The organism is Mycobacterium sp. 1245111.1 (assembly GCF_001673405.1).
Classification (GTDB): Bacteria; Actinomycetota; Actinomycetes; order Mycobacteriales; family Mycobacteriaceae; genus Mycobacterium.
Genome location: NZ_LZLV01000067.1, coordinates 13650 through 36381, shown reverse-complemented (window position 1 = coordinate 36381; position 22732 = coordinate 13650). Strand labels below are relative to the sequence as shown.

At 66.4% G+C, this 22732-nt stretch carries 23 protein-coding genes, 1 pseudogene and 1 riboswitch; of the genes and pseudogenes, 7 read left to right on the top strand and 17 right to left on the bottom strand.

All coding sequences use genetic code 11. From position 1 onward, the window contains the following. Positions 1-9 precede the first annotated feature (9 nt). The 4 genes from A5658_RS11495 to A5658_RS11480 are packed head-to-tail and all read right to left on the bottom strand — an operon-like array spanning position 10 to position 3925. Positions 10-858 carry a siderophore-interacting protein gene (locus A5658_RS11495; RefSeq protein WP_067334320.1) on the bottom strand — a complete coding sequence of 283 codons (849 nt, stop codon included), beginning with the start codon at positions 856-858 and terminating at the stop codon, positions 10-12. A gap of 33 nt (positions 859-891) precedes the next feature. Continuing rightward, positions 892-2049, bottom strand: coding sequence for a DNA-processing protein DprA (gene dprA / locus A5658_RS11490; protein WP_067334317.1), 1158 nt, complete (start codon positions 2047-2049; stop codon positions 892-894). Then, the gene (locus A5658_RS11485) at positions 2046-3557 is read right to left on the bottom strand and encodes a YifB family Mg chelatase-like AAA ATPase (protein WP_067334312.1); all 1512 of its coding nucleotides are present in this window, start codon (positions 3555-3557) and stop codon (positions 2046-2048) included. The genes dprA and A5658_RS11485 overlap by 4 nt, the downstream gene beginning before the upstream one ends. Further along, a complete protein-coding gene (locus tag A5658_RS11480) occupies positions 3557-3925 on the bottom strand; it encodes a YraN family protein (protein ID WP_067334310.1) in 369 nt (122 codons plus the stop codon). Before A5658_RS11480 ends, A5658_RS11485 begins: the two co-directional genes overlap by 1 nt. 131 nt (positions 3926-4056) lie before the next feature. After that, positions 4057-4118, top strand: a riboswitch (Fluoride riboswitch). A 126-nt stretch (positions 4119-4244) separates the two neighbouring features. Here A5658_RS11480 and A5658_RS11475 point away from each other — a divergent pair. From A5658_RS11475 to A5658_RS11465, 3 genes are read left to right on the top strand one after another with little or no spacing between them, the layout of a single operon-like run. Continuing rightward, positions 4245-4544 (top strand): PE family protein, encoded by a 300-nt coding sequence (locus tag A5658_RS11475; protein WP_067334308.1) that lies wholly within the window; start codon positions 4245-4247, stop codon positions 4542-4544. Between the two features lie 14 nt (positions 4545-4558). Then, positions 4559-5875, top strand: coding sequence for a PPE family protein (locus tag A5658_RS11470; RefSeq protein WP_067334305.1), 1317 nt, complete (start codon positions 4559-4561; stop codon positions 5873-5875). Between the two features lie 32 nt (positions 5876-5907). Further along, complete coding sequence (locus A5658_RS11465; protein ID WP_067334302.1) at positions 5908-7482, top strand: Na+/H+ antiporter; 1575 nt, start codon at positions 5908-5910, stop codon at positions 7480-7482. Positions 7483-7546: 64 nt separating this feature from the next. On the opposite strand, the gene A5658_RS11460 is transcribed toward A5658_RS11465, so the two are convergent. Beyond that, positions 7547-9550, bottom strand: coding sequence for an APC family permease (locus tag A5658_RS11460; protein ID WP_369830510.1), 2004 nt, complete (start codon positions 9548-9550; stop codon positions 7547-7549). A 240-nt stretch (positions 9551-9790) separates the two neighbouring features. Beyond that, positions 9791-11713: pseudogene (locus tag A5658_RS11455) on the bottom strand (APC family permease); the annotation flags it as partial. Positions 11714-11880: 167 nt separating this feature from the next. Here A5658_RS11455 and A5658_RS11450 point away from each other — a divergent pair. Continuing rightward, on the top strand, positions 11881-12630 hold the full coding sequence (locus tag A5658_RS11450; protein WP_067334450.1) for a GAF and ANTAR domain-containing protein: 750 nt from the start codon (positions 11881-11883) through the stop codon (positions 12628-12630). A 9-nt stretch (positions 12631-12639) separates the two neighbouring features. On the opposite strand, the gene A5658_RS11445 is transcribed toward A5658_RS11450, so the two are convergent. The 4 genes from A5658_RS11445 to rplS all read right to left on the bottom strand — a co-directional run bounded on the left by A5658_RS11445 (position 12640) and on the right by rplS (position 14999). Beyond that, positions 12640-12945, bottom strand: a complete 306-nt coding sequence (locus A5658_RS11445; protein WP_007171389.1) for a DUF2469 domain-containing protein — start codon at positions 12943-12945, stop codon at positions 12640-12642. Next, entirely contained in the window at positions 12945-13727 is a 783-nt protein-coding gene (locus tag A5658_RS11440; RefSeq protein WP_067334294.1) for a ribonuclease HII, read from the bottom strand. Before A5658_RS11440 ends, A5658_RS11445 begins: the two co-directional genes overlap by 1 nt. 2 nt (positions 13728-13729) lie before the next feature. After that, positions 13730-14587 (bottom strand): signal peptidase I, encoded by an 858-nt coding sequence (gene lepB / locus A5658_RS11435; RefSeq protein ID WP_067334291.1) that lies wholly within the window; start codon positions 14585-14587, stop codon positions 13730-13732. Positions 14588-14657: 70 nt separating this feature from the next. Further along, the gene (gene rplS, locus A5658_RS11430; RefSeq protein WP_067334446.1) at positions 14658-14999 is read right to left on the bottom strand and encodes a 50S ribosomal protein L19; all 342 of its coding nucleotides are present in this window, start codon (positions 14997-14999) and stop codon (positions 14658-14660) included. 246 nt (positions 15000-15245) lie between these two features. Between rplS and A5658_RS11425 the strand changes: the two genes are divergently transcribed. Continuing rightward, positions 15246-16112: a hypothetical protein gene (locus tag A5658_RS11425; RefSeq protein WP_067334443.1), complete on the top strand. Its 867-nt coding sequence runs from the start codon at positions 15246-15248 to the stop codon at positions 16110-16112. Position 16113: 1 nt separating this feature from the next. Here the strand turns inward: A5658_RS11425 and trmD are convergent, their stop codons facing one another. From trmD to A5658_RS11400, 5 genes are all read right to left on the bottom strand, one after another. Then, entirely contained in the window at positions 16114-16800 is a 687-nt protein-coding gene (gene trmD, locus A5658_RS11420; RefSeq protein ID WP_067334440.1) for a tRNA (guanosine(37)-N1)-methyltransferase TrmD, read from the bottom strand. A 10-nt stretch (positions 16801-16810) separates the two neighbouring features. Further along, a complete protein-coding gene (gene rimM, locus A5658_RS11415) occupies positions 16811-17332 on the bottom strand; it encodes a ribosome maturation factor RimM (RefSeq protein WP_067334288.1) in 522 nt (173 codons plus the stop codon). A gap of 13 nt (positions 17333-17345) precedes the next feature. Continuing rightward, positions 17346-17588 carry an RNA-binding protein gene (locus A5658_RS11410; protein ID WP_067334285.1) on the bottom strand — a complete coding sequence of 81 codons (243 nt, stop codon included), beginning with the start codon at positions 17586-17588 and terminating at the stop codon, positions 17346-17348. A gap of 7 nt (positions 17589-17595) precedes the next feature. After that, on the bottom strand, positions 17596-18108 hold the full coding sequence (gene rpsP, locus A5658_RS11405; RefSeq protein WP_067334282.1) for a 30S ribosomal protein S16: 513 nt from the start codon (positions 18106-18108) through the stop codon (positions 17596-17598). A gap of 181 nt (positions 18109-18289) precedes the next feature. Then, a complete protein-coding gene (locus tag A5658_RS11400) occupies positions 18290-18724 on the bottom strand; it encodes a nuclear transport factor 2 family protein (RefSeq protein ID WP_067334437.1) in 435 nt (144 codons plus the stop codon). A 112-nt stretch (positions 18725-18836) separates the two neighbouring features. Here A5658_RS11400 and A5658_RS11395 point away from each other — a divergent pair, with 112 nt between their 5' ends. Further along, positions 18837-19703, top strand: coding sequence for a D-alanyl-D-alanine carboxypeptidase family protein (locus A5658_RS11395; RefSeq protein ID WP_067334279.1), 867 nt, complete (start codon positions 18837-18839; stop codon positions 19701-19703). A 195-nt stretch (positions 19704-19898) separates the two neighbouring features. Beyond that, entirely contained in the window at positions 19899-20294 is a 396-nt protein-coding gene (locus A5658_RS11390) for an STAS domain-containing protein (RefSeq protein WP_255361328.1), read from the top strand. Positions 20295-20297: 3 nt separating this feature from the next. Here the strand turns inward: A5658_RS11390 and A5658_RS11385 are convergent, their stop codons facing one another. Both A5658_RS11385 and A5658_RS11380 read right to left on the bottom strand, forming a co-directional pair. Then, positions 20298-20894 carry a TetR/AcrR family transcriptional regulator gene (locus tag A5658_RS11385; protein WP_067334274.1) on the bottom strand — a complete coding sequence of 199 codons (597 nt, stop codon included), beginning with the start codon at positions 20892-20894 and terminating at the stop codon, positions 20298-20300. A 9-nt stretch (positions 20895-20903) separates the two neighbouring features. Beyond that, a complete protein-coding gene (locus A5658_RS11380) occupies positions 20904-22688 on the bottom strand; it encodes an amidohydrolase family protein (protein ID WP_369830509.1) in 1785 nt (594 codons plus the stop codon). Positions 22689-22732 lie beyond the last annotated feature (44 nt).

Here is a 22732-nt window from a genome sequence, read left to right as displayed (position 1 = left end):
GACGAGGCCCTACTCGGCGCCGGCCTCGGCTGCGGCGAGCTCCTTCTTCCACTGCCGGAACGTCTCCTCGGTGCGACCACGCCGCCAATAGCCGGAGATGGACGCCCATTTCGCATCGACGCCACGCTCTTTGCGGATGTAGGGCCGCAGGTTATGCATGACGGCCTGGGCCTCGCCGTGGACGAAGGCGTGCACCTGACCGGGCATCCAGAACGCGGTCTTGACGGCTTCGACCAGCGGCGCATGGTCGCCGGCCCGGTCCTCCCCGACCAGATCGGCGCGCCCCCCGCGGAGAATCCAATTGATCTGCACGCCGTCAGGGGCGGTCAGCGGTACTTCGTCCTCCGGGTCGGCGACTTCGATGAATACCTGGCCAATTGCGTTGGTAGGCAATGCTTCTAACGCGACGCTGATCGCTGGCAGTGCGGTTTCGTCGCCCGCCATCAGGTGCCAGTCCGCTGCCGGGTCGGGGGCGTAGGCGCCGCTGGGGCCCATCACGTACATCGGCTGGCCGGGTTGGGCCGTTGCGGCCCAGGGCCCGGCGGTGCCGTGCTCGCCGTGCACCGCGATGTCGACGGCAATCTCGCGGGCGACCGGGTCGGCCCATCGGACGGTGATCGTCCGCACCACCGGCTTCTTGGCGGCCGGGAGGTCGGCGAAGGAGTCCAGCGTCAACGGGTGTGGCAGCGCGGCCACGTCGACGTCTTCTGCGACGAACACCAGCTTTACGTAGGAGTCGGTGAATTCGCTGGGCGTAAACGTGTCGAAGCCGTTGCCGCCCAGCACAACTCGAATCATGTGCGACATCACTTGTTCGGTGCGCACCACTTCGAACGTGTGCACTGGTCGTCCGGGCACCTGGTTCCCCTCCTTCGGGTCTGACCCTGTCGACTATAGAGGCGCACCCCGTTGCTCAGGTTGTCTACGATTCCGGACGATCCGCCAGCAACCGTCGACACGCTCGGCCAGACCAGCGAGTTCCAGCATCGCCAGCGACGCCAGAATCCGAGCCGGGTCCACCGCCGCGGCAATCGCGATCTCGTCGACCGTGGCGCTCCCCCGACCCGGAAGCGCCTCGTACACCCGTCGCTCCTCGTCGCTCAACCCGTCCAGCGGGCTCACAGGATGGGTTTGTTCAGAGGCCAACTCGCCGATCCGGCCGACCAATTCAACGACGTCCTCCGCGCGGGTGATCACTTCGGCGCCCGCCCGCAGCAGTGCGTGGCAGCCGCTCGACGCCGAGGAGGTCACCGGGCCGGGCACCGCACCGACGACGCGACCGAGGGCCCGCGCCCACGCGGCGGTGTTGGCCGCTCCGCTGCGCAGACCCGCCTCCACCACGACCGCCGCCCCGGCGAACGCGGCCACCAACCTGTTGCGGGTCAGGAACCGGTGCCTGGCCGGACGCACCCCCGGCGGATATTCCGTGACAAGCAGTCCGTCGGTGGCGATTCGATGCAGCAACGCGGAATGCCCTGCGGGATAGGGAATATCGAGCCCGCCCGCAAGCACTGCCGCGGTGAGGCCGTCGACGGACAGCACCGCGCGATGGGCCGCGCCGTCGATTCCGTAGGCGCCGCCGGAGATGACCGCGACATCGCGCTCGACCAACCCGACCGCCAGGTCCGCGGCCACATGCTCGCCGTAACTCGTTGCCGCACGGGTTCCGACTATGGCCGCGGCCCGCTGCGTGACGTCGTCGAGTCTGGCCGGGCCGAGCGCCCACAGCACCAGGGGCGCAGCACCCTGCGGTTTCGCCGCAGCCGCGGCACCGCCGAACGCGGTGAAGACCAGCGCGGGCCATTCATCGTCGTCGGAGGTAACCAGCCGGCCACCACGTCGGTTTAGAAGTTCGAGATCCTGGACCGCACAGTCTATTTCACGCCTTGCTTCGGTCCGGCGAGCCACATTCTCATCAACCTGGCCTCGCCGTACGCGCTCGGCCGCCTCGACCGGACCAACGCGGGCAACCAACGCCGCGAGCTCGGTGCAGGGCGGCTCGACGACCCGCGACAGGTATGCCCACGCCCGCTGCGTCACGTCGGTCATCGCGAGGATCCCGGCTGCCGGAAGCTCAGCGCAGTGGCCACCTCGTCGCGCCCGGGCGACGTACGGCCGGCCAAGTCGCTCAGTGTCCAGGCGACCCTCAACGTCCGGTCCAGCCCGCGGATACTCAGCACGCCGCGATCCAGCGCGGTCCGCAGCGGCTCCATGGCGGCGTTGCCCGGGCGGAACCGGCGCCGCAGCAGCGTGCCGTTGACCTCGGCGTTCGTCCGAAACCCGTGCGCTCGCCAGCGCTGCGCGGCCGCATCGCGGGCCACCGTCACGCGGCGGCGGACCTCTCCGGTCGACTCCGGTTCGGAACTGGCGAACACACTCATCCGCACCGGGTGCATCTCAACCCGCAGATCGACACGGTCCAGCAGGGGGCCGGACAAACGCCCGAGATATCGGCGTTTGACCGCGGCCGCGCAGATGCAGTCTTGGGGGTCGGCCGGCGCGCACGGACACGGGTTGGCCGCCAGCACGAGCTGAAAGCGGGCCGGGTAGCACGCCACCCCGTCGCGGCGGGCGAGTCGAATCTCGCCCTCTTCCAACGGGGTTCGCAATGCCTCCAGTGAGCTGACGCCGATCTCGGCGCACTCGTCGAGGAACAGCACGCCGCGGTGCGCACGACTCACGGCACCGGGCCGGGCCATGCCCGACCCGCCGCCCACGAGCGCGGCGACACTGGAACTGTGATGCGGCGCAACGAACGGCGGCCGGGTGATCAGTGGCGTGGCGTCCGACAGCAGACCGGCCACCGAGTGAATCGCGGTGACCTCCAACGACTCACCGTGCGACAGCGGCGGAAGGAGCCCCGGAAGGCGTTGCGCCAGCATGGTTTTGCCCACCCCCGGCGGGCCGGTCAACATCATGTGATGGGATCCGGCAGCGGCGACCTCGACTGCGAAACGCGCCTGTGCCTGCCCGACCACGTCGGCCAGGTCCGCGGGCGGCTCCGGCTCCGTCGCAGGTCCGGTGATGCGCTCCTCCAGGCGCGCCGAACCACCGAGCCAGCCCAGCAGCTGCGAGAGCGTGCGGACCCCCCAGACCTCGATGCCGTCGACCAGGCTGGCCTCGGGAAGGTTGTCCAGCGGGACCACCGCGACTCCCCAACCCGCGCCCTTGGCCGCCAGCACCGCCGGCAGCACACCACGCACCGGCCGCACCCGGCCGTCCAACGCCAATTCACCCAGCACTATCACCGATTCCAGTTGGCGCCACGGCTTTTTCCGCTGCGCCGACAAGACCGCGGCCGCCAGCGCGAGGTCGTAGACCGATCCCATCTTCGGCAGCGTCGCCGGTGACAGCGCCAGCGTCAGGCGCGACATCGGCCAGTCGTTGTTGCAATTCGTGATCGCGGCACGGACGCGATCACGCGACTCCTGTAGCGCGGCGTCGGGCAGGCCCACCAGATGCACACCGGGCAAGCCGGACGTGATGTCGGCTTCGATCTCCACGATCCGGCCGTCCAGGCCCAACACGGCGACCGAGAACGCGCGTCCGAGTGCCATCAGCCCACGCCCCGCAGGTGGCTGAGTTCCGGGGTGCGCCGCCGGCCGATCCGCACCCCGATCACGTCGATGCGCACGGCCGCCCACCGTTGGTTCTGGGCGGCCAGCCAGATGCCGGCAAGGCGTCGCAATCGGCGCGCTTTCTGTGCGGTCACCGCCTGCGCGAGCCCGCCGAATCCATCGCCGGTGCGGGTCTTGACCTCGACGAACACCACCGTGTCGGCCGCCGGGTCAACGGCGATCAGATCGAGTTCGCCATAGCGGCAACGCCAATTGCGGGCCACGATCCGCAGGCCGAGCCCGATCAGGTGGTCGGCTGCCAATCGCTCACCCAGCGCGCCTATTTCGGCTCGCGTCAACGTCGTCATGCCGCCACCTTGAAGCAGCGGACCGTCGAGAATCTCCGACCATCGCCGAACACCTGCCGGTTATCCACAGTTGCACCGCGATGCACAACCTTCGCGCGCCGCGTTGATCTGCGGTTCGACCGTCGTTAACATCCCGTTCAGGCGATGAAGCCCGCCTTCAACTGCCGCAACGGCTGATGGCTTCTACCCGTCCGGGTGAGAAGGCGGGGTGGTAACCCTGAGTTTTCACTGTTTTGCGGCCTCTTCAACCAATTCAGCTGTGGGCGTGTGTTATTCGCACGCCCTCACTCGGTCTCAGTACCCCTAGAGAGGAAGTTCGATGCTATACGTCACCACGCAACCCGAGGCCCTGAGCGCAACCGCCGCCGACCTGGCGGGCATCGGCGCCGCCATGGGTGCACAAAACTCCGCCGCCGCCGCGCCGACCACCGGGGTGACCCCGCCCGCCGCCGACGAGGTTTCGGCGCTGGTCGCCGCCCAATTCGCCATTCACGCTGAGATGTATCAGGCGGTCAGCACCCAGGCCGAATCGATTCATCGGCAACTCGTCAGCACCCTCGCCGCCAATGCGCTGGCGTATGCGACCACCGAGGCCGCCAACGCTGCGGCCGCACGTTAAGACAGTACAGCACAATGGATTTCGCGACGCTCCCGCCGGAGATCAACTCCGCGCGGATGTATGCCGGCCCCGGGGCGGGGTCGATGGTGGCGGCGGCATCGGCCTGGGACGCGCTGGCCGCCGAACTCCAGTCCACCGCGGCGTCCTACCGGGCCTCGATCGCCGAATTGACCGGCGGGCCGTGGTTGGGCGCCTCGTCGGCGGAGATGACCGCGGCGACCACGCCGTATGTGGACTGGATGACGGCCTCGGCCGCGCAAGCAGAACAGACTGCCGCCCAGGCCCGGTCGGCGGCAGCGGCCTACGAGGCCGCGTTTGCGATGACGGTGCCGCCCGCGGTGATCGCAGCCAACCGCAGCCTGCTGGCGACGCTGATTGCCACCAACGTGCTCGGGCAGAACAGCGCGGCGATCGCGGCCACCGAGGCCCACTACGCCGAGATGTGGGCCCAGGACGCGACGGCGATGTACGGCTACGCTGCTTCGGCGGCCGCGGCGTCGACACTGACGCCGTTCGCCGAGCCTCCGCCAACGACCAACCCGAGCGGCGAAGTACAGCAGGTCGCGCAGTCGGTCGTGTCCAATGGCACGCGGCTGCTCGCCGCGATACCCGGGGCGCTGCAAGGCCTTTCGGCTGCGGCCGCCCCGGCAGCGGCGGATCCGACATTGCTGCTGCCGCTGTTTACTGTTCCGCTGACTGCCGCCGCCGTTGCCGTGGGCACGGTCGGCATCTCGACGTCGTTGACGTCGTTCGGCACCACCCTACGAGGCATGCTGATCAACGCCGACCGCGATTACGACAACGGCAAGGGGCCATTCACGGGCAACGGCTACGGCGCAACGATGCTGCCGCAGTGGATCATCAACGGCGTCGGCGGCATCGGCGCGCCGTCGGATGCGGTCCCGGACTCGGAGGGGCCGTCCAGACTCGGCCAAGCGCAGAAAGTCGGCCGGCTGTCGGTGCCGTCGTCGTGGACGGTCGCCGCGCCCGAACTGCGTCCGGCCGCCTACACGCTGCCCATCACCACCCCTGTGGCGGCGCCGGAGGTCGCCGGGGCCGGCAATGTCTTCAGCAGCATGGGTCTGGCCGGCGCGGCGGGCGGAGCGGTCGGCAGCACCGCGTCGGTCGGTCGCGGCAACGAGCGGGTGCGGATGCCATCCCGGGACAACCCCAAACCGTCACCGCAGCCGCCCACTGAGGCGGTCGCGGCGATTGCGACCGAATTACAGGAACTTGCGACGCGGGCGCAGTCGCTGCTGACCAAGCTGGCCGACGCGGGTCTGATGACCACCGATGAGGTGACCGAGCAGAAGCGCCGTTTCCTGGGCTGACACCTTTAGGGTGACTTCAGGGAGGTGCGGTTGTGAATCCAGCGGGCTTCGGCGTGCTGCTGGTGTGTGGTCCGTTGGCCGTCATCGCCGCGGTGTGGCTGGCCGATCGTGTCGGCGTGCCCTATCCAGTTCTGCTGGTGGCGGTCGGCGCAATCCTCGCCTGGTTGCCGGGGATCGAAGTGCCGCATCTTGCACCGGAGATCGTCTTCTACGTGTTCTTGCCGCCTTTGCTCTATTACGCGGCGTATTTCATTGCGCCAGACGACCTTCGGGCCAGTGCGCGACCTATCGGTCTGCTGTCGGTGGGGCTGGTGTTGGTGACGACGGCCGTCGTCGCGGGCGTCATGATGGGAATCGCAGGTGTCCCGCTCGCGGTCGCCCTCGTGGCAGGCGCGGTGGTGGCGCCAACGGACGCAGTCGCCGCGACCTCCGTCTTCAAGCGGCTTGATGTGCCGGAGCGGCTCGCGACAATCGTCGAGGGCGAGGGCCTGACCAATGACGGCACCGCGTTGGTGCTCTACACGGGCGCGATCGGCTTCGCGACGCTCGGCGTTGTCCACCCGGGCCCCCTTGCGGTGACGCTACTTGCGGCTCCGGCCGGCGGCGCTGCGCTGGGACTGGCCGTCGGCTGGCTCGCGGTTCAGGTGCGGCGACGGATCGACCACTCGATGCTAGAGATCACCGTCTCGCTGGTGACGCCGTACCTCACGTACGTGCTGGCCGAAGGCGCCCACCTGTCGGGCGTCTTGGCCACTGTGACCGCAGGCGTGTACATCGGATCGCACCTGAGCGCGATCTACAGCCCGGGCGTGCGATTGCAGGCGTTCGCATTTCTCGACGCGCTGGTGTTCCTCCTCAATGCCGTGCTGTTCACGTTGGTCGGCATGCAGCTCGTTAGATCGCTGCACTGGGTGCCTGGCATACCCGCGACGCGGGTGGTCGCAGTTATTGCAGCGGTCATCGTGGTCGTGCTGGCGTCACGGCTGGTATGGATGTTGTCGGGTCCGGTTACCTCCCGGGTGTTCCGCCGCACGACAGACGATCCAGCATGGCGGGAGCGCGTTGTCGTCGCGTGGGCTGGGATGCGAGGCGGTCTGTCGCTGGCCGCCGCCTTGGCCATTCCCTTGCGCCTTGCAGACGGGCGGCCGTTTCCCGACCGAGATTTGGTGATCGTGGTAGCCGCGTCCGTGATCGTTGCAAGCTTGCTCATTCAGGGCACCAGCCTGCCGCGGCTGCTGCGGTGGCTGGGTCTGCAGGCTGAGGATTTCGGCAGCGCGGAGAACACCGCCCGGCTCAAGGCGGCCTATGCCGCGCTGGACTGGCTCGACGACCATTGCGGCGCTCAAAGCGGCGACGAGGCAACGAAATCCGCGCGCTCGCTCTACGAAGCCAAGGTCCGGCGACTGGAGCTCAGCCCGCCGAGCGGCGACGGCGAATCCGATGAAGGGAAGGAAATGGAGCGGTATCGCGCGTTGCGGCTCACGCTGATCGGCGTCGAGCGGTCAGTGCTGCTGAAGATGAGGCGCGACGGCCGTATCAATGCGACGTTGCTGCGCAGCATCGAGCGCGATTTCGACCTCGAGGAGGCCCGCATCAGCGGGTCGTGATTCGGGCAGACACGATCTCTCATCGACTTGTTCGTGCTTTCCCCCAGGCAATGGGGTTGGGCGGTCACTTCGACGCCGGCAACTCTTCCGCCGTTTTGCGCAGGGCCTCTTTCTCCGACCGCGCCGCGGCCGTCGCCTGCGCGATCCGGGAAGTCACGTCGTAAGCAACAATCTGAGCGGTCGCACCGTTGACCCGGCTGATGGCTCCGGCCATCTTGTCCGCAGTGCGGTCGTGCAGCAGTCGGCCCACCAGCGGCGCGTAGGTACGCCGAGGCAGCAACACGGTCACTTTGGTGCTGGGGTCGTCCTCGATCTCCCGCATCACCAATTCCTGCGCCGCGCGGCTCAGGTAGCGATCCGGGCACTCGAGCATCTGCAACGGAATGTCATCCTCGAAATGCTGCCAGCGTTCTTGCAGTCGCTGCGCGTGGCGGCCGTCGATGATGAAGTGCACAGCCTTCAGTTTGTCGGGGTTCAAGCCGCTGGCGTAGTGCAGTGCCTCGATCGTGGCGAAGTCGAAGTGGTCGACCAGGACCACGACGGTGTGGTGCGGATGCTTGACCACGTCCTGACGTTCGGTCAACTGCATCTCCAGAACCGCGTTCTCACTGCGGTATTCGCGGTTGAGCCGCATCAGCGCGATCACCAGGATCGGGAACACGACGCACACCAGCCAGGCGCCTTCGGTGAACTTCGCGATCGCGAAAATCAGCACGATGATCGTCGACAAGATCGCCGCCGACAGGTTGATCGCCAACTTGCGGCGCCAGCCGGGGTCACGATGGCCGAGGTGGTATTTCGTCATGCCGTAGCCGCAGATCGAGAAGCCCATGAAGACGCCCATCGCGTACAGCGGGACCACGGCGTCGACCGAACCGTTGGTGATGAGCACCAAGGTCGTGGAGGCCACGGTGAGCACGATGATGGCGTTGGAGAACACCAACTTGTGCCCGCGCTTCATCATCGGTCGTGGCAGGAAGCTGTCCTCCGCGACGAAACTCGTCAACGCCGGAAAGCCGTTGAAGCTGGTGTTGGCGCCGAAGAACAGGATCAGTGCGCTGGCCGCCTGCAACAGCACGAACAGGACGTTGCCGATTGCGCCGCTGCCGAAGACCGCATGCGCGATCTCGGACAACATCGACGGGTATCCGGCGGCGTAAGGAACCGCATGCGTGACGTGGGCCAACCAGATGACACCGAACAACAGGAATCCGAGCAGACAAGCCATCATGGTCAGCGCCTTGCGGGCATTCGGGCCCTGCGGCTGGCGGAAGACGTTGACCGCGTCGGCGATTGCCTCGACGCCGGTGAGCGATGTGCCACCGTTGGCGAACGAGCGCAGCAGCACCAAGATCGTGGCGCCCATGACGATGCCGTTGCCGTGGTGAATCTCCACGGACCCGGCAATGTGCTCTGGGTCATAAGTCTTCAGGGTTCCGAGGAGTTCGCGGACCACACCGGTGACGATGAGTGTCGTCATCATCGCGGCGAAGGCGTACACCGGGACCGCGAAGAGCCGGCCCGCCTCTTTCATGCCGCGCAGGTTGCCGAACGAGAGCAACAGCAACGCGCCGACGGTGATCTCCAGGTGGTACGGCCCGAGACTGGGAATAGCGGAGACCACCGCTACCGTGCCCGCCGAACACTGGATGGCCACCGTGACCACATAATCGATCAGCAGAGCGGCCGAGGACAGTTGCGCGATCTTCGGCCCGAAGTTCGCGCGTGCCACCACATAGGACCCGCCGCGCTGGGTGTAGACCATCACGACCTGGCGGTACGACGCGGTAACCAGCGCCAGGATCAACAGGATGACGCCGCCAAGCGGCAGGATCAGCGTGAACGCCGCGAGCCCGGCGGCGGGCAGGAGCTCGATCAGGATCTGCTCAGGACCGTAAGCCGTCGATGAGACCGCGTCCGGCGAAAGTGCGCCCAGCGCAATAGGATTCGAGAGGGCTTCGTGCTCGAGGTCTTCGTTGATCAGCGGCTTGCCCAGAAAAAACCGCTTCCACGCATCGACGAACGTCGACGGGGCCTTGTGCTCGTCAGCCAGCTCTACCACGGTGATGCTCTTCCCCGCCCTCTACGTTCGCAATACTTACGCAAAACTTACGCTGCAGAACGTTAGCGGCTCTACTAGGGTTTGGCCGACTCGAGGGGCCCCCACCAGGGGTTATTCTCAGCCAATTACCAGGTCAGCGCATCTGGACTGACAGCCTTAACGTCAGTTCACCGGGGTGGTGGCCTGGGACTTTCCGCTGGTGTCGGGCGAATGGCCGGGGTTTTTCACGTCGCCCGCGCGAATTACCTGTGCGACCCGCGAACCGATGTCATAGGCCACGATCTGAGCGCTCGCGCCGGGGATCCGGCTGATCACCCGGGCCATCTTGTCCGCGGTGCGGTCATGCAGCAGCCGGTCGGCCAGCGGCGAATACATTCGGCGTGGCAGCAAGACCGTCACCATAGTGTCCGGGTAATCGCGCTTGGCCTGCTCGACCAGTTCCTGTGCGGCACGATTGAGGTTTCGATCCGCGCAGTCGACCATCCGCAGCTCGACGTTCTGGCTGAACCGTGACCAGCGAACCTGCAACCGGGCGGCCCTGGCGTCGTCCATCACGAAATGCACGGCGGTCAGCAGGTCGGAGTGCAGTCCCTTCGCGTAGCGCAGGGCCTCGACCTGGGCGGGGTCGATGGAATCGACGAACAACAGCACCCGATGCCGCGGATGCCTGGAGAAGTCGGGACGCTCGAAGCGGGTCAACTCCAGCACCGACGCTTCCGCCCGGTACTGCTTGTTGAGTTGGATGAGAATGAAGACCAGGGTGGGAAAGACCACCACGATCAGCCAGGCACCCTCGGTGAACTTCGCGATCGCGAAGATCAACACCACGATCGTCGACAAGAGCCCGGCCGAAAAGTTGATCACCGCCTTGTAGCGCCAACCCCTATCACGTTGTGCCAGATGATGTTTGGTCATTCCGTAGCCGGCCATCGAGAACGCGCTGAAGACGCCCATCGCGAACAGCGGCACGAGCGCGTTGACCGAACCTCCGGTGGCAAGCAGCAAGGCAACCGCGAGGACCGTCAGCAGCAGAATGGCGTTCGAGAAGACCAACCGGTGACCACGTTTCATCAGCGGGCGTGGCAAGAAGCTGTCCTCGGCGACGAAGTTCGCGAGCGCGGGAAAGCCGTTGAAGCTGGTGTTGGCGCCGTTGTAGAGGATGGCCGCGCTGGCCGCCTGCAGCATGAAATACAGGAGGTGGCCGACCACCCCGTTGCCGAACACCGCCCGGCCGATCTCGGAAAGCATCGAGGGGTATCCCGCGGAGTACGGCGTCGCGTGAGTCGCGTAGGCCAGCCACGCCACACCCGCGAGCAGCAACCCGAGGATCCAGGCCATGCACGTCAGCACCCGGCGCGCATTGCGACCTTCCGGGTTCCGAAACAGGTTGACGGTGTTGGAGATTGCCTCCACCCCGGTCAGCGACGAGCCACCGTTGGCGAAGGCGCGCAAGATGACCAGGATCGTCGCGCCCATCACCAGTCCGTTGCCCTGATGCACCGGCACCGCCCCGTCCACGTGGGCGGGATCGTATGTCGGCAGACTCCCGAAAAGCTCGCGGACGACCCCGACCACGACCATCAGTGTCAGCATCGCGATGAACCAGTACGTCGGCACCGCGAACAGTCGGCCGGCCTCGCGCAGACCACGAAGGTTGGCGAAACAGAAGATGAGCACCGACCCCACGGTGATTTCGAGGCTGAAGGGACCCAGCGTCGGAATCGCGGAGGCAACCGCGACCGTCCCGGCCGCACACTGGATGGCGACCGTGACCACGTAGTCGATCAGCAGCGCCGCCGCCGCGATTTGCGCGATCCGTGGTCCGAAGTTCTCCCTCGCCACCACGTACGAGCCGCCGGCCCGCGTGTAGGCCATCACGACCTGGCGGTACGACGCGGCTACCAGGGCCAGGATCAGCAGGATCACACCGGTGATCGGCAGCAGCAAGACGAACGCCGCCATTCCCGCGGCCGGCAGCAACTCCACCATGATCTGCTCGGGCCCATAGGCGGTTGATGAGATCGCATCTGGCGAAAGTGCGCCCAACGCAACAGGATTCGACAGCTTTTCATGACGCAGGTCGTCGTTGATCATCGGCTTGCCGAGCACAGCCCGCTTCCACACGTCAACGAACGACGGCGCAATCTTGTCGGCGCCCGGACCTGTCACCAGCTATTCCTAACCGATGACAGCCCTGGACGCCGGACTCAATACGGGGCTCCGCCGTTATCCTTACGGCATCTTGACGGCAGCGTATCGGCAGGCGGCGGTTGGCGAAACCGACAGAAACATCGATACGCTGACAAGCAGCGCAACTGCCTTGAAATGATGTGGACGTGACGGACGACGCGAAGAACGATTCCGGTGTAGGGCCGACGGCAGCGGACCCTGCCACAGTTTTCTCCGCGCTGGCCGAGATCATCTACCAGGGCTCGGAAGCTAGCCAGATTTACGCGGCGATCTGTGTCGCCGCGACGCTCGTTGTCACCGGGTGCGATCACGCGAGCTTGCTGGTGCGCCGAGACGGCCGGTACGTCACCGTCGGCGCCAGCGACAGCATCGCGCAGCGCATCGATGACATGGAACGCGCGGCTGGGGATGGGCCGTGCGTCGACGCGATCGAGGAAGAAACGCCGCAGATCGAAACCGACCTCACCACGCCCAAACAATGGCCCAAGCTGGCCGCCCGGATGGTCGCCGAAACGCCCGTGCGCGGGGCGATGGGTTTCCGCATCCTGGTGGACAAGCGCAAAACCGGGGCACTGAACTTGTTCAGCGACAAGGCAGGCGTCTTCGACACCGAGTCGGCGGGCCAGGCCGTCACGCTGGCGTCGTTCGCCAGCGTGGCGATCAACGCGGTCGCCCAGGGCGAGGATGTCTCGACCCTGCGGCGCGGGCTGCTGTCCAACCGCGAGATCGGCAAGGCCGTGGGAATGCTGATGATGCTGCACGGAGTGGACGAGCAGGAGGCGTTCAACGTTCTGCGGCGCTACTCGCAGGATTTGAACATCAAACTGGCCGACGTGGCGCGCAGTGTGATTGAAACCCGGGGCAAGCCGGCTTTCGGCAACGGCGACCGGGCCTAGCGCGGCGCCTTATTCGGGCAGCCGCAGCTCGGGCTTTTCGACCTCTTCGATGTTGACGTCTTTGAACGTGACGACCCGGACCTGTTTGACGAATCGGGCCGGCCGGTACATGTCCCATACCCACGCGTCGGACAACCTCAGCTCGAAGTAGACCTCGCCGTCGGCGTTGCGGGGAACCATCTCGACGCTGTTTGCCAGATAGAACCGGCGCTCGGTTTCCACCACGTAGCTGAACTGGCCCACGATGTCCTTGTATTCGCGGTACAGCGAGAGCTCCATCTCGGTTTCATACTTTTCGAGATCTTCGGCACTCATCAGCTCAACCGTCCTTCTTCGTCCCGTGGTTGATTGACCGGATCCATCTTTCCCCACTCGTCGTCGATCCGCTGACCCGGCTGGTCTTCGGCGTCTGGCGGGCATTCCACCACCGTGCGGGTCCCAGATCCGGACGCCACGCGTCGCACGTTGATGAACGAGTACCGGTGCTGCGGGCAGGGCCCGAGCTCGTTGAGCGCCGCAGAGTGCGCCACCGTGCTGTAGCCCTTGTGGACCGCGAACCCGTACCCCGGATGGTCGGCCTCCATCGCCACCATCAGTCGATCCCGGCTGACCTTGGCCAGCACGCTGGCCGCCGCGATGCACGCCGCCGCCGCGTCGCCGCCGATCACCGGCAACGAGGGCACGGCCAGTCCCGGCACCCGGAAACCGTCGCTGAGCACATAGCCGGGTCGCACCGACAGCCCTGCCACCGCCCGACGCATCCCCTCGATGTTGGCCACGTGCACTCCGCGCCGGTCGACCTCGGTCGACGGGATGAACACCACGTGATAGGCCAGCGCGTACCGGCGGATCAACGGAAACAGCTTCTCCCGCGAAGTTTCCGTCAGCTTCTTCGAATCATCAAGGGCAGCAAGGCTTTCCAGTCGGTTTGGCCCGAGCACACACGCCGCGACCACCAGCGGCCCGGCACACGCCCCACGCCCGACCTCGTCTACGCCGGCCACCGGCCCGAGACCGCTGCGATACAGCGCGGACTCCAGGGTGCGCAGACCCGACGATTTACGGATCACCGTCCGAGGCGGCCAGGTGGTAGCCATCCCTAATGATTCTGCTGCGGATTCACCGATCGCACAGCACCCCAACGCGAGGGCGGCCAGACAATGAACCGCGCCTTGCCGATGACATTGTCGACCGGCACCGTGCCGGCCATCGGGTCGCCGGTGCACAGCAGTCCGTTCATCGCATCGCCGGGAGTGCTGGTGCAGTGGGCCCGGGAGTCGGCCGAGTGAGTGCGGTTGTCCCCCATCACCCATAGCCGTCCCTGCGGCACGTGGACGGGCCCGAATTCCGGACCCAGGCACGGGTAGACGGCGGGGTCGGCGTTCAGCGTGGCCGGGTCCAGGTACGGCTCGCTCAATCGCTTGCCATCCACGGTCAACCCGGTGTTGTTGCGGCACTGAACTGTCTGACCACCGGTCGCGATGACGCGCTTGACCAAGTCATTCTCGTCCGGCGGCACAAAACCGATGAACGACAGCGCGTTCTGCAGCGAGCGGATCACCGCGTTATGCGAACGAATGGACTTGTAGCCGACATTCCACGGCGGCGGTCCCTTGAACACGATGACGTCACCGGGATGGGGCGCGCCGAAGTTGTACGTGACCTTGTCGACCATGATCCGGTCACCGACGCACCCCGAGCAGCCGTGCAGGGTGGGTTCCATCGATTCCGACGGAATCAGGTAGGGACGGGCCACGAACGTCAACATGACGTAGTAGAGCACCAGTGCGATCACCGCGAGAACGACGGTTTCACGCAGCGCCGCACGCTTTTTGTCTACGTGCTCGTCTTCCTGCGGTACACCCGGCTGCGGAATGGACGGAGAGCTTTTCGCGACTTCTGGATCGGCCGGACCGGAATCGGGTTGACCCTCAGGCGAGTCGGTCGTGTCAGTCACCGCTTCAGCGTAGCCAGCGTCACTGCGCGGTCCTGCAGGGCCGCCGCGGAAACGCCGACAGCGCCGAAGTTCAGCGCTTTTCCTTGATCTTGGCTTTCTTGCCGCGCAGCTCGCGCAGGTAGTAGAGCTTGGCGCGACGGACGTCACCTCGGGTCACGACGTCGATGTGGTCGATGTTGGGCGAGTGCACCGGGAACGTCCGCTCGACGCCGACGCCGTAGCTCTCCTTGCGGACGGTGAAGGTCTCGCGGACCCCGCCGCCTTGGCGGCGCAGCACCACGCCCTTGAACACCTGGATGCGCTCTTTGGCGCCCTCGATGACCTTTACGTGCACGTTGATCGTGTCGCCGGGGCTGAAGGCCGGGAGGTCATCGCGCAGCGACGTCTTGTCGACGAAGTCCAGCGTGTTCATTTCGACAGACACTTCCTTGCGGTCGCGACCAGCGCTGCTGCTCACCACCGCAGGCGCGTGAGCAGGCAACTTGGCCGATGGATTCGGACATCTGGGAGTCTCACAGTGGGCGGAAGCGAGCCGGCCGGCCGACAACCGCTGGAGACAACTGGTCAATTGTGCCAGATCGGGTCCACGCAGCGAAATCACGGCGAATCGCCGCTATCCCCTACCCATCCCCGACGTGCGCGGATGGTACACATGCGCATGCGAACTCGCGGTCCGCTGCTGGTCATCGGCATTGCGGCAATCCTCACGCTGTCCGGCGTCGGTTGCGCACGGGTGTACGGCTCGCCGGACGGCGCCGCGCCTGCCCCTGCGTCGCCGCCGGCGGCCTCCTTCGACGGGCTCGCAACGCGCATCGCACAGGCCACCGATGACGCGGCCACCAAGGGCGCCACGATCTCGGTGGCCGTCCTCGACCGGGCGACCGGTCAGCAGCTGGCGGGCGGCAGCAACCAGCTGGTCGCGATCGCCTCGGTGGCCAAACTGTTCATCGCCGACGACCTGCTGTCACAAGCGTCCGGCGACGCGCTCTCATCGACCGATCGCCAAGCCCTGGACAGCATGCTGCGCTCCTCGGACGACGGCGCCGCGGAGACGTTCTGGGGTGCGCGCGGCGGCGAAACGATCATCAATACCGTCGCAACCCGCTACGGGTTGACGTCGACCACCCCGCCCAGCGACGGACAGTGGTGGAACACGAGGAGCTCGGCCACCGACCTAGTGCACTACTACGACATGCTGCTCAACGGGGCCGGCGGCCTGGCGGGCGACCGCGCCCAGATCATCGTCGACGACCTCACCGGGTCGACGGCCACCGGAGCCGACGGCTATCCGCAGCGATTTGGCATTCCCGATGGGCTCTCCAGCGAACCCGTCGCCGTCAAGCAGGGCTGGATGTGCTGCATGGACGGCGGCAGCTGGATGCACTTGTCCACCGGCATCATCGGAGCCGACCGGCGCTACGTCATGGTGATCGAGTCGCTGCAGGCCTCCGACGACGCCACCGCGCGGGACACCATCACCCAGGCCGTCAAGACGATGTTCCCGTCCGGGCGGATCGGGGTCTAGCTTAGGTCCGATCCCGCCACAGGTCGGGTCGGCGCTCGCGGGTCCGCTGCTCGCCGGCCTGGCGCCGCCACGCGTCGACGCGGGCGTGGTCGCCGGACAGCAGCACCTCGGGGACGTCGAGGCCCCGCCAGGTCGGCGGCCGGGTGTACGACGGTCCCTCGAGCATCCCGTCGGAGTGTGAATCATCTTGGTGGGAGAGCGGATTGCCGAGCACGTTCGGCAGCAGCCGTAGCACGGCCTCGATCATGACCAGCGCCGCAGACTCGCCGCCCGGCAGCACGTAGTCCCCGATGGACACCTCTTCGACCCGCATCCGGGTGGCGGCGTCCTCGGCGACCCGCTGGTCGATTCCCTCGTAGCGGCCGCACGCGAACACCAGATGCGGTTCCCTGACCCACCGCTGTGCGGTCGCCTGGGTGAACAACCGGCCGGCTGGCGTCGGGACAACGAGAAGCGTTTCGTGTGAACAGATCTCGTCGAGCGCCTCACCCCAGACCGGCGCCTTCATCACCATCCCCGGCCCACCGCCGTACGGCGAGTCGTCGACCGAGTGGTGCACGTCGTGGGTCCACCGGCGCAGGTCGTGCACGTCGAACTGGACGAGACCCGACTGAATCGCCTTGCCCGGCAACGACTGCCGCAGCGGATCCAGATACGACGGGAAGATCGTGACGACGTCGATTCTCATCTCGGCGCCCTCAGTTCTCCAGGTCCAGGAGACCATCCGGCGGGTCGATCTCGACGACACCGTTCTCCAGCGACACCGACGTGACGATGGCGCTGACGAACGGCACCAGTAACTCGGGGGCATGTTCGCGCTTGACCGCGAGCAGTTCACCGGCCGCGGTGTGCAAAACCTCGGTGACAGTGCCTAATTCGACGCCTGCCGTCGTCTGCACCTGCAGACCCTCGAGTTGGTGGTCGTAGTAGGTGTCGTCCTCGTCGATGGGCGGCAAGTCCGCCGAGTCGATGACGAACACACTGCCGCGCAGTGCATCGGCGGTGTCGCGGTCGGCCACGCCGGACAGTCGCACCAGAAGGCGGCCGCCGTGCGGTCGGACCGTATCGACGGTGTAGCTGCGCTCGCTGCGATCAGATCCCTTGGCGCGCAACGTCGATCCCGGAGCGAACCGCTGCTCGGGATCGTCGGTGCGGATGTCGACGACGAGTTCACCCGTGACGCCGTGCGCTTTGACGACGCGCCCGACAGTTAACTCCACGCCGAGCTCTCCGCTACTGGTCGGTGTCCACCACGTCGACGCGAATGCCGCGGCCACCGATGCCGGCGACCAACGTGCGCAGCGCGGTCGCGGTGCGCCCCCCGCGACCGATCACCTTGCCGAGGTCTTCCGGGTGGACGTGCACTTCGACGGTCCGGCCGCGACGGCTGGTGACCATGTCGACGCGAACATCGTCGGGATTGTCGACGATCCCACGGACCAGGTGTTCGACGGCGTCAACGACGACGGTGCTCATGGCGCGGTCAGCTCTCGGTAGCCGGCTCGGCGGCTTCGGCCTCGGCGGCCGGCGCGGCTTCCTCAGCGGGCTTCTCGGCGGCAGGGGCCTTTTCGGCCTCGTCGGCCGGCTTCTCGGCGGCCTTCTTCGCCGGCGCCTTCTTCTGCTTCGGCTTGGCGGCCTCGGTGTCGGGTCCGCCGTCGGCGGCGGCTAGCGCCGCGTTGAACAGCTCGAGCTTGGTGGGCTTGGGCTCGGCGACCTTGAGTCGGCCCTCGGCGCCGGGCAGGCCCTTGAACTTCTGCCAGTCGCCGGTGATTTTCAGCAGCTTGAGAACGGGCTCGGTGGGCTGAGCGCCGACCGACAGCCAGTACTGGGCGCGCTCGGAGTCGACCTCGATCAGGCTCGGGTCTTCCTTCGGGTGGTACCGGCCGATGACCTCGATGGCGCGGCCTTCGCGGCGCGTGCGCGAGTCGGCGACTGCGATGCGGTACTGGGGATTGCGGATCTTGCCGAGCCGGGTGAGCTTGATCTTTACAGCCATGGTGAAGCGACTTCTCCTAGAAGGTGTCACGCTGCAATTCAGCGATTCGGGCGGGAGTGCCCGGATCCGGTTTTGCCTCGCGTGTGTGACCGCCGGACAAGCACCGCAGTGGCGGTGGGTCGCGCGACGGACAGCCGCCCATTGTGCCAGAACCAGGGCTTAAGTCAGAAATTCACGCGGACTACATGATTTTCTGGAAGCACTTCGTCTCGACGCGACGGGTCATCCGCCAGCCGTCGTCGGTCCGGGCGAACTCGTCGTCGTACCACAGCCCGCAAAACATGATCTGGTCTGGGCCTTTTTGTGTCGTCGCGGCCGGCACTACCATCGGGTTGAAGCAGATCGTCCGCGACGAGGCGGTGTCGCCGTCGATGCGGACCGAGAAGTTGCCCAGCATGTGCGCGTACATCGGAAAGTTCGGCAGCACCTCGGCCAGCCAGGCCTTCACCTCGGGATAGCTGCCCTCGATCCCGCCGAGAGCCGTGTAGTCGATGTAGGCGTCCGGGGTGAATACGGCGTCGAGATCGTCGAACCGACGCGTGTCGATCGCGGTGGAGTAATCGGTGATCAGCTGCTGGATTTCCAAGCGGTCCGAGATTTCGGCATGGCTCAACATGGCTTGATTGAACACCTGCCGCCCGGCGGCCATGCGGCTTGCCCCGCAAGCCGGGGAGCAGCGGGCCAAGTGCGGCGAGGGCGGCCGGCCGGCAGGCCGGTACTGTCGCCCCATGCGGATGCTGATGGCCGCAATCGTGGCCGTGTTCTTCGTCGGATCCAGTCCAACGGCGTGGGCGGACGCCGGCGTGCAGCCGGTCGGTTCGGTGCCGATCCCCGATGGCCCAGCGCAGACGTGGTTGCTGGCCGACCTCGACTCGGGTCAGGTGCTGGCCGCGCGTGACGAGCATGTCCGCCACCCGCCCGCGAGCACCATCAAGGTGCTGCTCGCGCTGGTGGCGCTCGACGAGCTGAACCTGGACTCGACCGTGGTGGCCGATGCGGCCGACAGCCAGGTCGAATGCAGCTGCGTGGGCGTGAAAGCGGGCAACACCTACACCGCGCGTCAACTTCTCGACGGTCTGCTGCTGGTGTCGGGCAACGACGCGGCCAACACCTTGGCGCACATGCTGGGCGGCGTGGCTGCCACCGTGGCCAAGATGGACGCCAAGGCGGCCTCACTGGGGGCGGTCAACACCCATGCCTCGACACCCTCCGGGCTGGACGGACCCGGTGGCTCGGGCTGGTCGACGGCCCACGATCTGGCGGTGATCTTCCGCGCGGCGATGGCCAACCCGGTGTTCGCCCAGATCACCGCCGAGCCGTCGGCCGTTTTTCCCGGCGAGAATGGTGACCACCCGATCGCCAACCGTGACGAGCTGCTGACGCGGTATCCGGGCGCGATCGGCGGCAAGACCGGGTTTACCGACGCCGCACGCAAGACGTTCGTCGGTGCCGCCGCTCGCGGAGGACGCCGTCTGGTGGTAGCCATGATGTATGGGTTGGTGCGCGAAGGCGGACCGACCTACTGGGATCAAGCCGGTAGCCTGCTCGACTGGGGCTTTGCGCTCAACCCGCAATCGGGAATCGGCACGCTGTAGTGCTGCGGCGACAGCGTCAGTCGTTTCGGCTACTCTTCGAGTGCCGTGGCAGTCTGTTGCGCAGGAGTTCAATAGCGGTTCGCGGCATGCCGTCGATACGCGTCGACATCGTCCGTGGGTTGAGTCGCCAGCCATTACCAACGATGTCTGCGTTGCGAACCGTCAACGCAGGTGTCCGTGAGGAATGAGAGATCGATGATGGCCGAAAACCAACACGCACCCGGTTCGCCGCCTCAGACCGACAAGGACGAGTTCTACGCCAGCGAGTCCGAGGTCGACGGGTTGGCAGTGGTGTCGGTCGGCGGAAGCGTGGACATGTTGACCGCCCCGGGACTGTCCGAGGCCATCGACGGCGCGCTGGCCAAGAAGCCGAAGGGCTTGATCGTCGACTTGTCCAAGGTCGAGTTCCTGGGCTCGGCCGGCATCAGCGTGCTGATGAAGGCGCGAGACACCCTCGGCGACGCCACGCCGTTCTGCGTGGTCGCCGACGGGCCGGCAACTCATCGCCCCCTCACCCTGCTCGGGATCAACGAGCTGATGAGCCTGTGCCGCAGGCTCGACGACGCGGTGAGCAAGCTCACCGACAGCTGACGATCAGGCCGGCAGGCCGATTCCGCTCAGCAGGGACGACAGCAGAGCGATGCGGCGGTCCTCGATCTCGGGCTGAGGCAACACCGCCCGCAGCATCGCCGCTCCGTCGAAGGTGTTGGTCAGCAGCGCAACCATCACCGGGAAGATGTCCTCGCCGAGTTCCTCGGCTCCGGGTAGCGCACGCGCGGCATCGCAGATCTTGCTGGTGTACTGCTCGAGCACGTGCTGCAAGGTCGCGTTGAGCTTTTCGTCGGTGCGCGCGGCGATCATCAGTTCGTAGAGCACCGCATTGGTGGGGCTGCTGGTGATGTCACGCAGGATGGTCAGCCCGGCCTCCAAGGCGGGCCGGTCGGACGGTATCGCCGCGACCCGCTTGGTGAACGAATCCAGTTGGCGCCGAAGCACTTCGTATGCGGTGGCGGCCATGAAGTCGCCCATGGTGTCGAAGTGCCGGAACAGGGCGCCCACCGAAACCCCGGCGCGCTTGGTGATCACCGCGGCCGAGGCCCGGGCGTAGCCGATCTCGATGATCGTCGCGATGCTGGCCTCGAGCAGACGCGCCACGGTCTCTTCGCGCCGCTGCTGCTGGGTCCGTGCCATCGTCGAGACCTACGCGTTCGAGCCGGCGAGTTGCCGGTGCCCCGCGCCCGCGCGCAGGTAGCGGCCCGACTTCACGGTCGTGCCGTAGCCTTCGCGGAATTGCCCATCGCGGAACACGATTGCGCCGCCCACACCGGTGGCGACCACCGCGGCGTCGTTCCGGTTCACCATGCGGCTCAGGTCGCCGTAGAACGGCACCTTCTCCTCGTGGTAGGCGTTCACCGAGTCGTCGAGTCCGGCGGGGTCGATCACGACGAAGTCGGCACGGTCGCCTTCCCGCAGGGTGCCCGCGTCCAGGCCGAACCATTCGGCAACCTCGCCGGTGAGGCGGTGCACGGCGCGCTCGATGGTCATGAACGGCCGACCGTCTCGGTAGGCGTCGAGGATGCGTTTGAGGAATTTCACCGGGAAGTTGTAGAAGGCCATGTTGCGCAAATGCGCGCCGGCATCGGAGAAGCCGAGGTGGATGCTCGGCTCATTGGCCAGCTTGTCGAGTTGTTTGGGCCGATGGTTGGCGACGATCGTGGTCCAACGGACATTGCGCTCACCGTTTTCCACCAGGACATCGAGGAATGCGTCCAGCGGATGGAGCTTGCGCTCGTCGGCGATCGCGCCGAAGCTCTTGCCGATCAACGACGTGTCAGGGCACTCGACGATAACCGCTTCGTGAAAGTCCCTGTGCCACAGAGACGGACCGAGCTTGACGCGGTCGAACTGCCGACGGAAGCGGCGGCGGTACTCCTCGTCTGCCAGTAATTCGTTGCGCTCCAACTGGTCTCGCAGATGCAGCGCCGCGGTTCCCGCGCCGAACTCCTCGAACACCGGCAGGTCGATGCCGTCGGAGTACAGCTCGAACGGCACCGGCAGGTGCTGAAAGCGCACCTTGGAGCGCAGCAGGAAGTTCATCAACCGGGTTCCCCGGCCGAACACGTGGACGGCCAACGGCATCGACTTGGCATCCGCGGATACCAGCAGGCTCATCCGAACCGCCTTGCGCAGCCCGAACATTGGGCTGCTGGAGAGGAAGAACAGCAGGCCCGACTCGGCCTTGGCCACGTTGGGCGCGCTCTGCAGAATCCGGCCCCGCTTGCGCAGCACCTTGATCAGCTTGCGGCGTTCACGCCAGGTGGCGAACGTCGACGGCAGTGCACGGGAGCGGAAGCGGTCGCCGTCGAGCTTGTCGATTGCCGCGTCCATGCCCGACATACCGAGCATGCCGGCCTTGAGTGCGTCGTCGAGCAGCGCGGCCATCCTGTCGAGCTCGGCATCGGTGGGCTCGACATCGCGGGTGGTGGCGCGTTCCAAGCCCAGCACCGCGGTCCGCAGGTCTGAATGGCCAAGCAGCGAACTGACATTCGGCCCGAGCGGCAGGTCGTCGATGGCCTTCACGTACTCCGCGGGCGTCGACCACGTCTTGCCTTGCAAGGCACCCAGGACGAACTTGCGCGGCACGGCCTCGACCCGGCTGAACAGGTCGGCAGCATCCTCGGCCTCGGCGTAGACCGTCGACAGTGAGCACATGCCCAGTAGCACCGTCGTGACACCGTGACGCACCGATTCGCGCAGCCCGGGATCGAGCAGCACCTCGGCGTCGTAGTGGGTGTGCACGTCGACGAATCCAGGCACCACCCATTTGCCCTTGGCGTCGATGATCTCGGGGCAGCCGGCCTCATCTAGCGGGCTGGACGACACCGTGGCCACGACGCCGTCACGGATGCCCAGCGTGCGGGTCTGTGGCGCCGTGCCGGTTCCGTCGAACCACAATCCGTCGCGAATGATCACGTCGAAGCTCACTGCTGTCCTCCGCATCGTTGGGGTGATGCGAAACTAACATAGAG

Excerpts from the sequence above, each read along its gene's own strand:
- dprA (WP_067334317.1), bottom strand. The coding sequence starts at position 2,049 with ATGACCGACGTGACGCAGCGGGCGTGGGCATACCTGTCGCGGGTCGTC.
- A5658_RS11485 (WP_067334312.1), bottom strand. The coding sequence starts at position 3,557 with ATGGCACTCGGACGCGCGTTCTCGGTCGCCGTGTTGGGCCTGGACGGC.
- A5658_RS11480 (WP_067334310.1), bottom strand. The coding sequence starts at position 3,925 with ATGACGACGTTGACGCGAGCCGAAATAGGCGCGCTGGGTGAGCGATTG.
- A5658_RS11475 (WP_067334308.1), top strand. The coding sequence starts at position 4,245 with ATGCTATACGTCACCACGCAACCCGAGGCCCTGAGCGCAACCGCCGCC.
- A5658_RS11470 (WP_067334305.1), top strand. The coding sequence starts at position 4,559 with ATGGATTTCGCGACGCTCCCGCCGGAGATCAACTCCGCGCGGATGTAT.
- A5658_RS11445 (WP_007171389.1), bottom strand. The coding sequence starts at position 12,945 with ATGAGTGCCGAAGATCTCGAAAAGTATGAAACCGAGATGGAGCTCTCG.
- A5658_RS11440 (WP_067334294.1), bottom strand. The coding sequence starts at position 13,727 with ATGGCTACCACCTGGCCGCCTCGGACGGTGATCCGTAAATCGTCGGGT.
- rplS (WP_067334446.1), bottom strand. The coding sequence starts at position 14,999 with ATGAACACGCTGGACTTCGTCGACAAGACGTCGCTGCGCGATGACCTC.
- A5658_RS11425 (WP_067334443.1), top strand. The coding sequence starts at position 15,246 with ATGCGAACTCGCGGTCCGCTGCTGGTCATCGGCATTGCGGCAATCCTC.
- trmD (WP_067334440.1), bottom strand. The coding sequence starts at position 16,800 with ATGAGAATCGACGTCGTCACGATCTTCCCGTCGTATCTGGATCCGCTG.
- A5658_RS11410 (WP_067334285.1), bottom strand. The coding sequence starts at position 17,588 with ATGAGCACCGTCGTCGTTGACGCCGTCGAACACCTGGTCCGTGGGATC.
- rpsP (WP_067334282.1), bottom strand. The coding sequence starts at position 18,108 with ATGGCTGTAAAGATCAAGCTCACCCGGCTCGGCAAGATCCGCAATCCC.
- A5658_RS11400 (WP_067334437.1), bottom strand. The coding sequence starts at position 18,724 with ATGTTGAGCCATGCCGAAATCTCGGACCGCTTGGAAATCCAGCAGCTG.
- A5658_RS11395 (WP_067334279.1), top strand. The coding sequence starts at position 18,837 with ATGCGGATGCTGATGGCCGCAATCGTGGCCGTGTTCTTCGTCGGATCC.
- A5658_RS11390 (WP_255361328.1), top strand. The coding sequence starts at position 19,899 with ATGATGGCCGAAAACCAACACGCACCCGGTTCGCCGCCTCAGACCGAC.
- A5658_RS11385 (WP_067334274.1), bottom strand. The coding sequence starts at position 20,894 with ATGGCACGGACCCAGCAGCAGCGGCGCGAAGAGACCGTGGCGCGTCTG.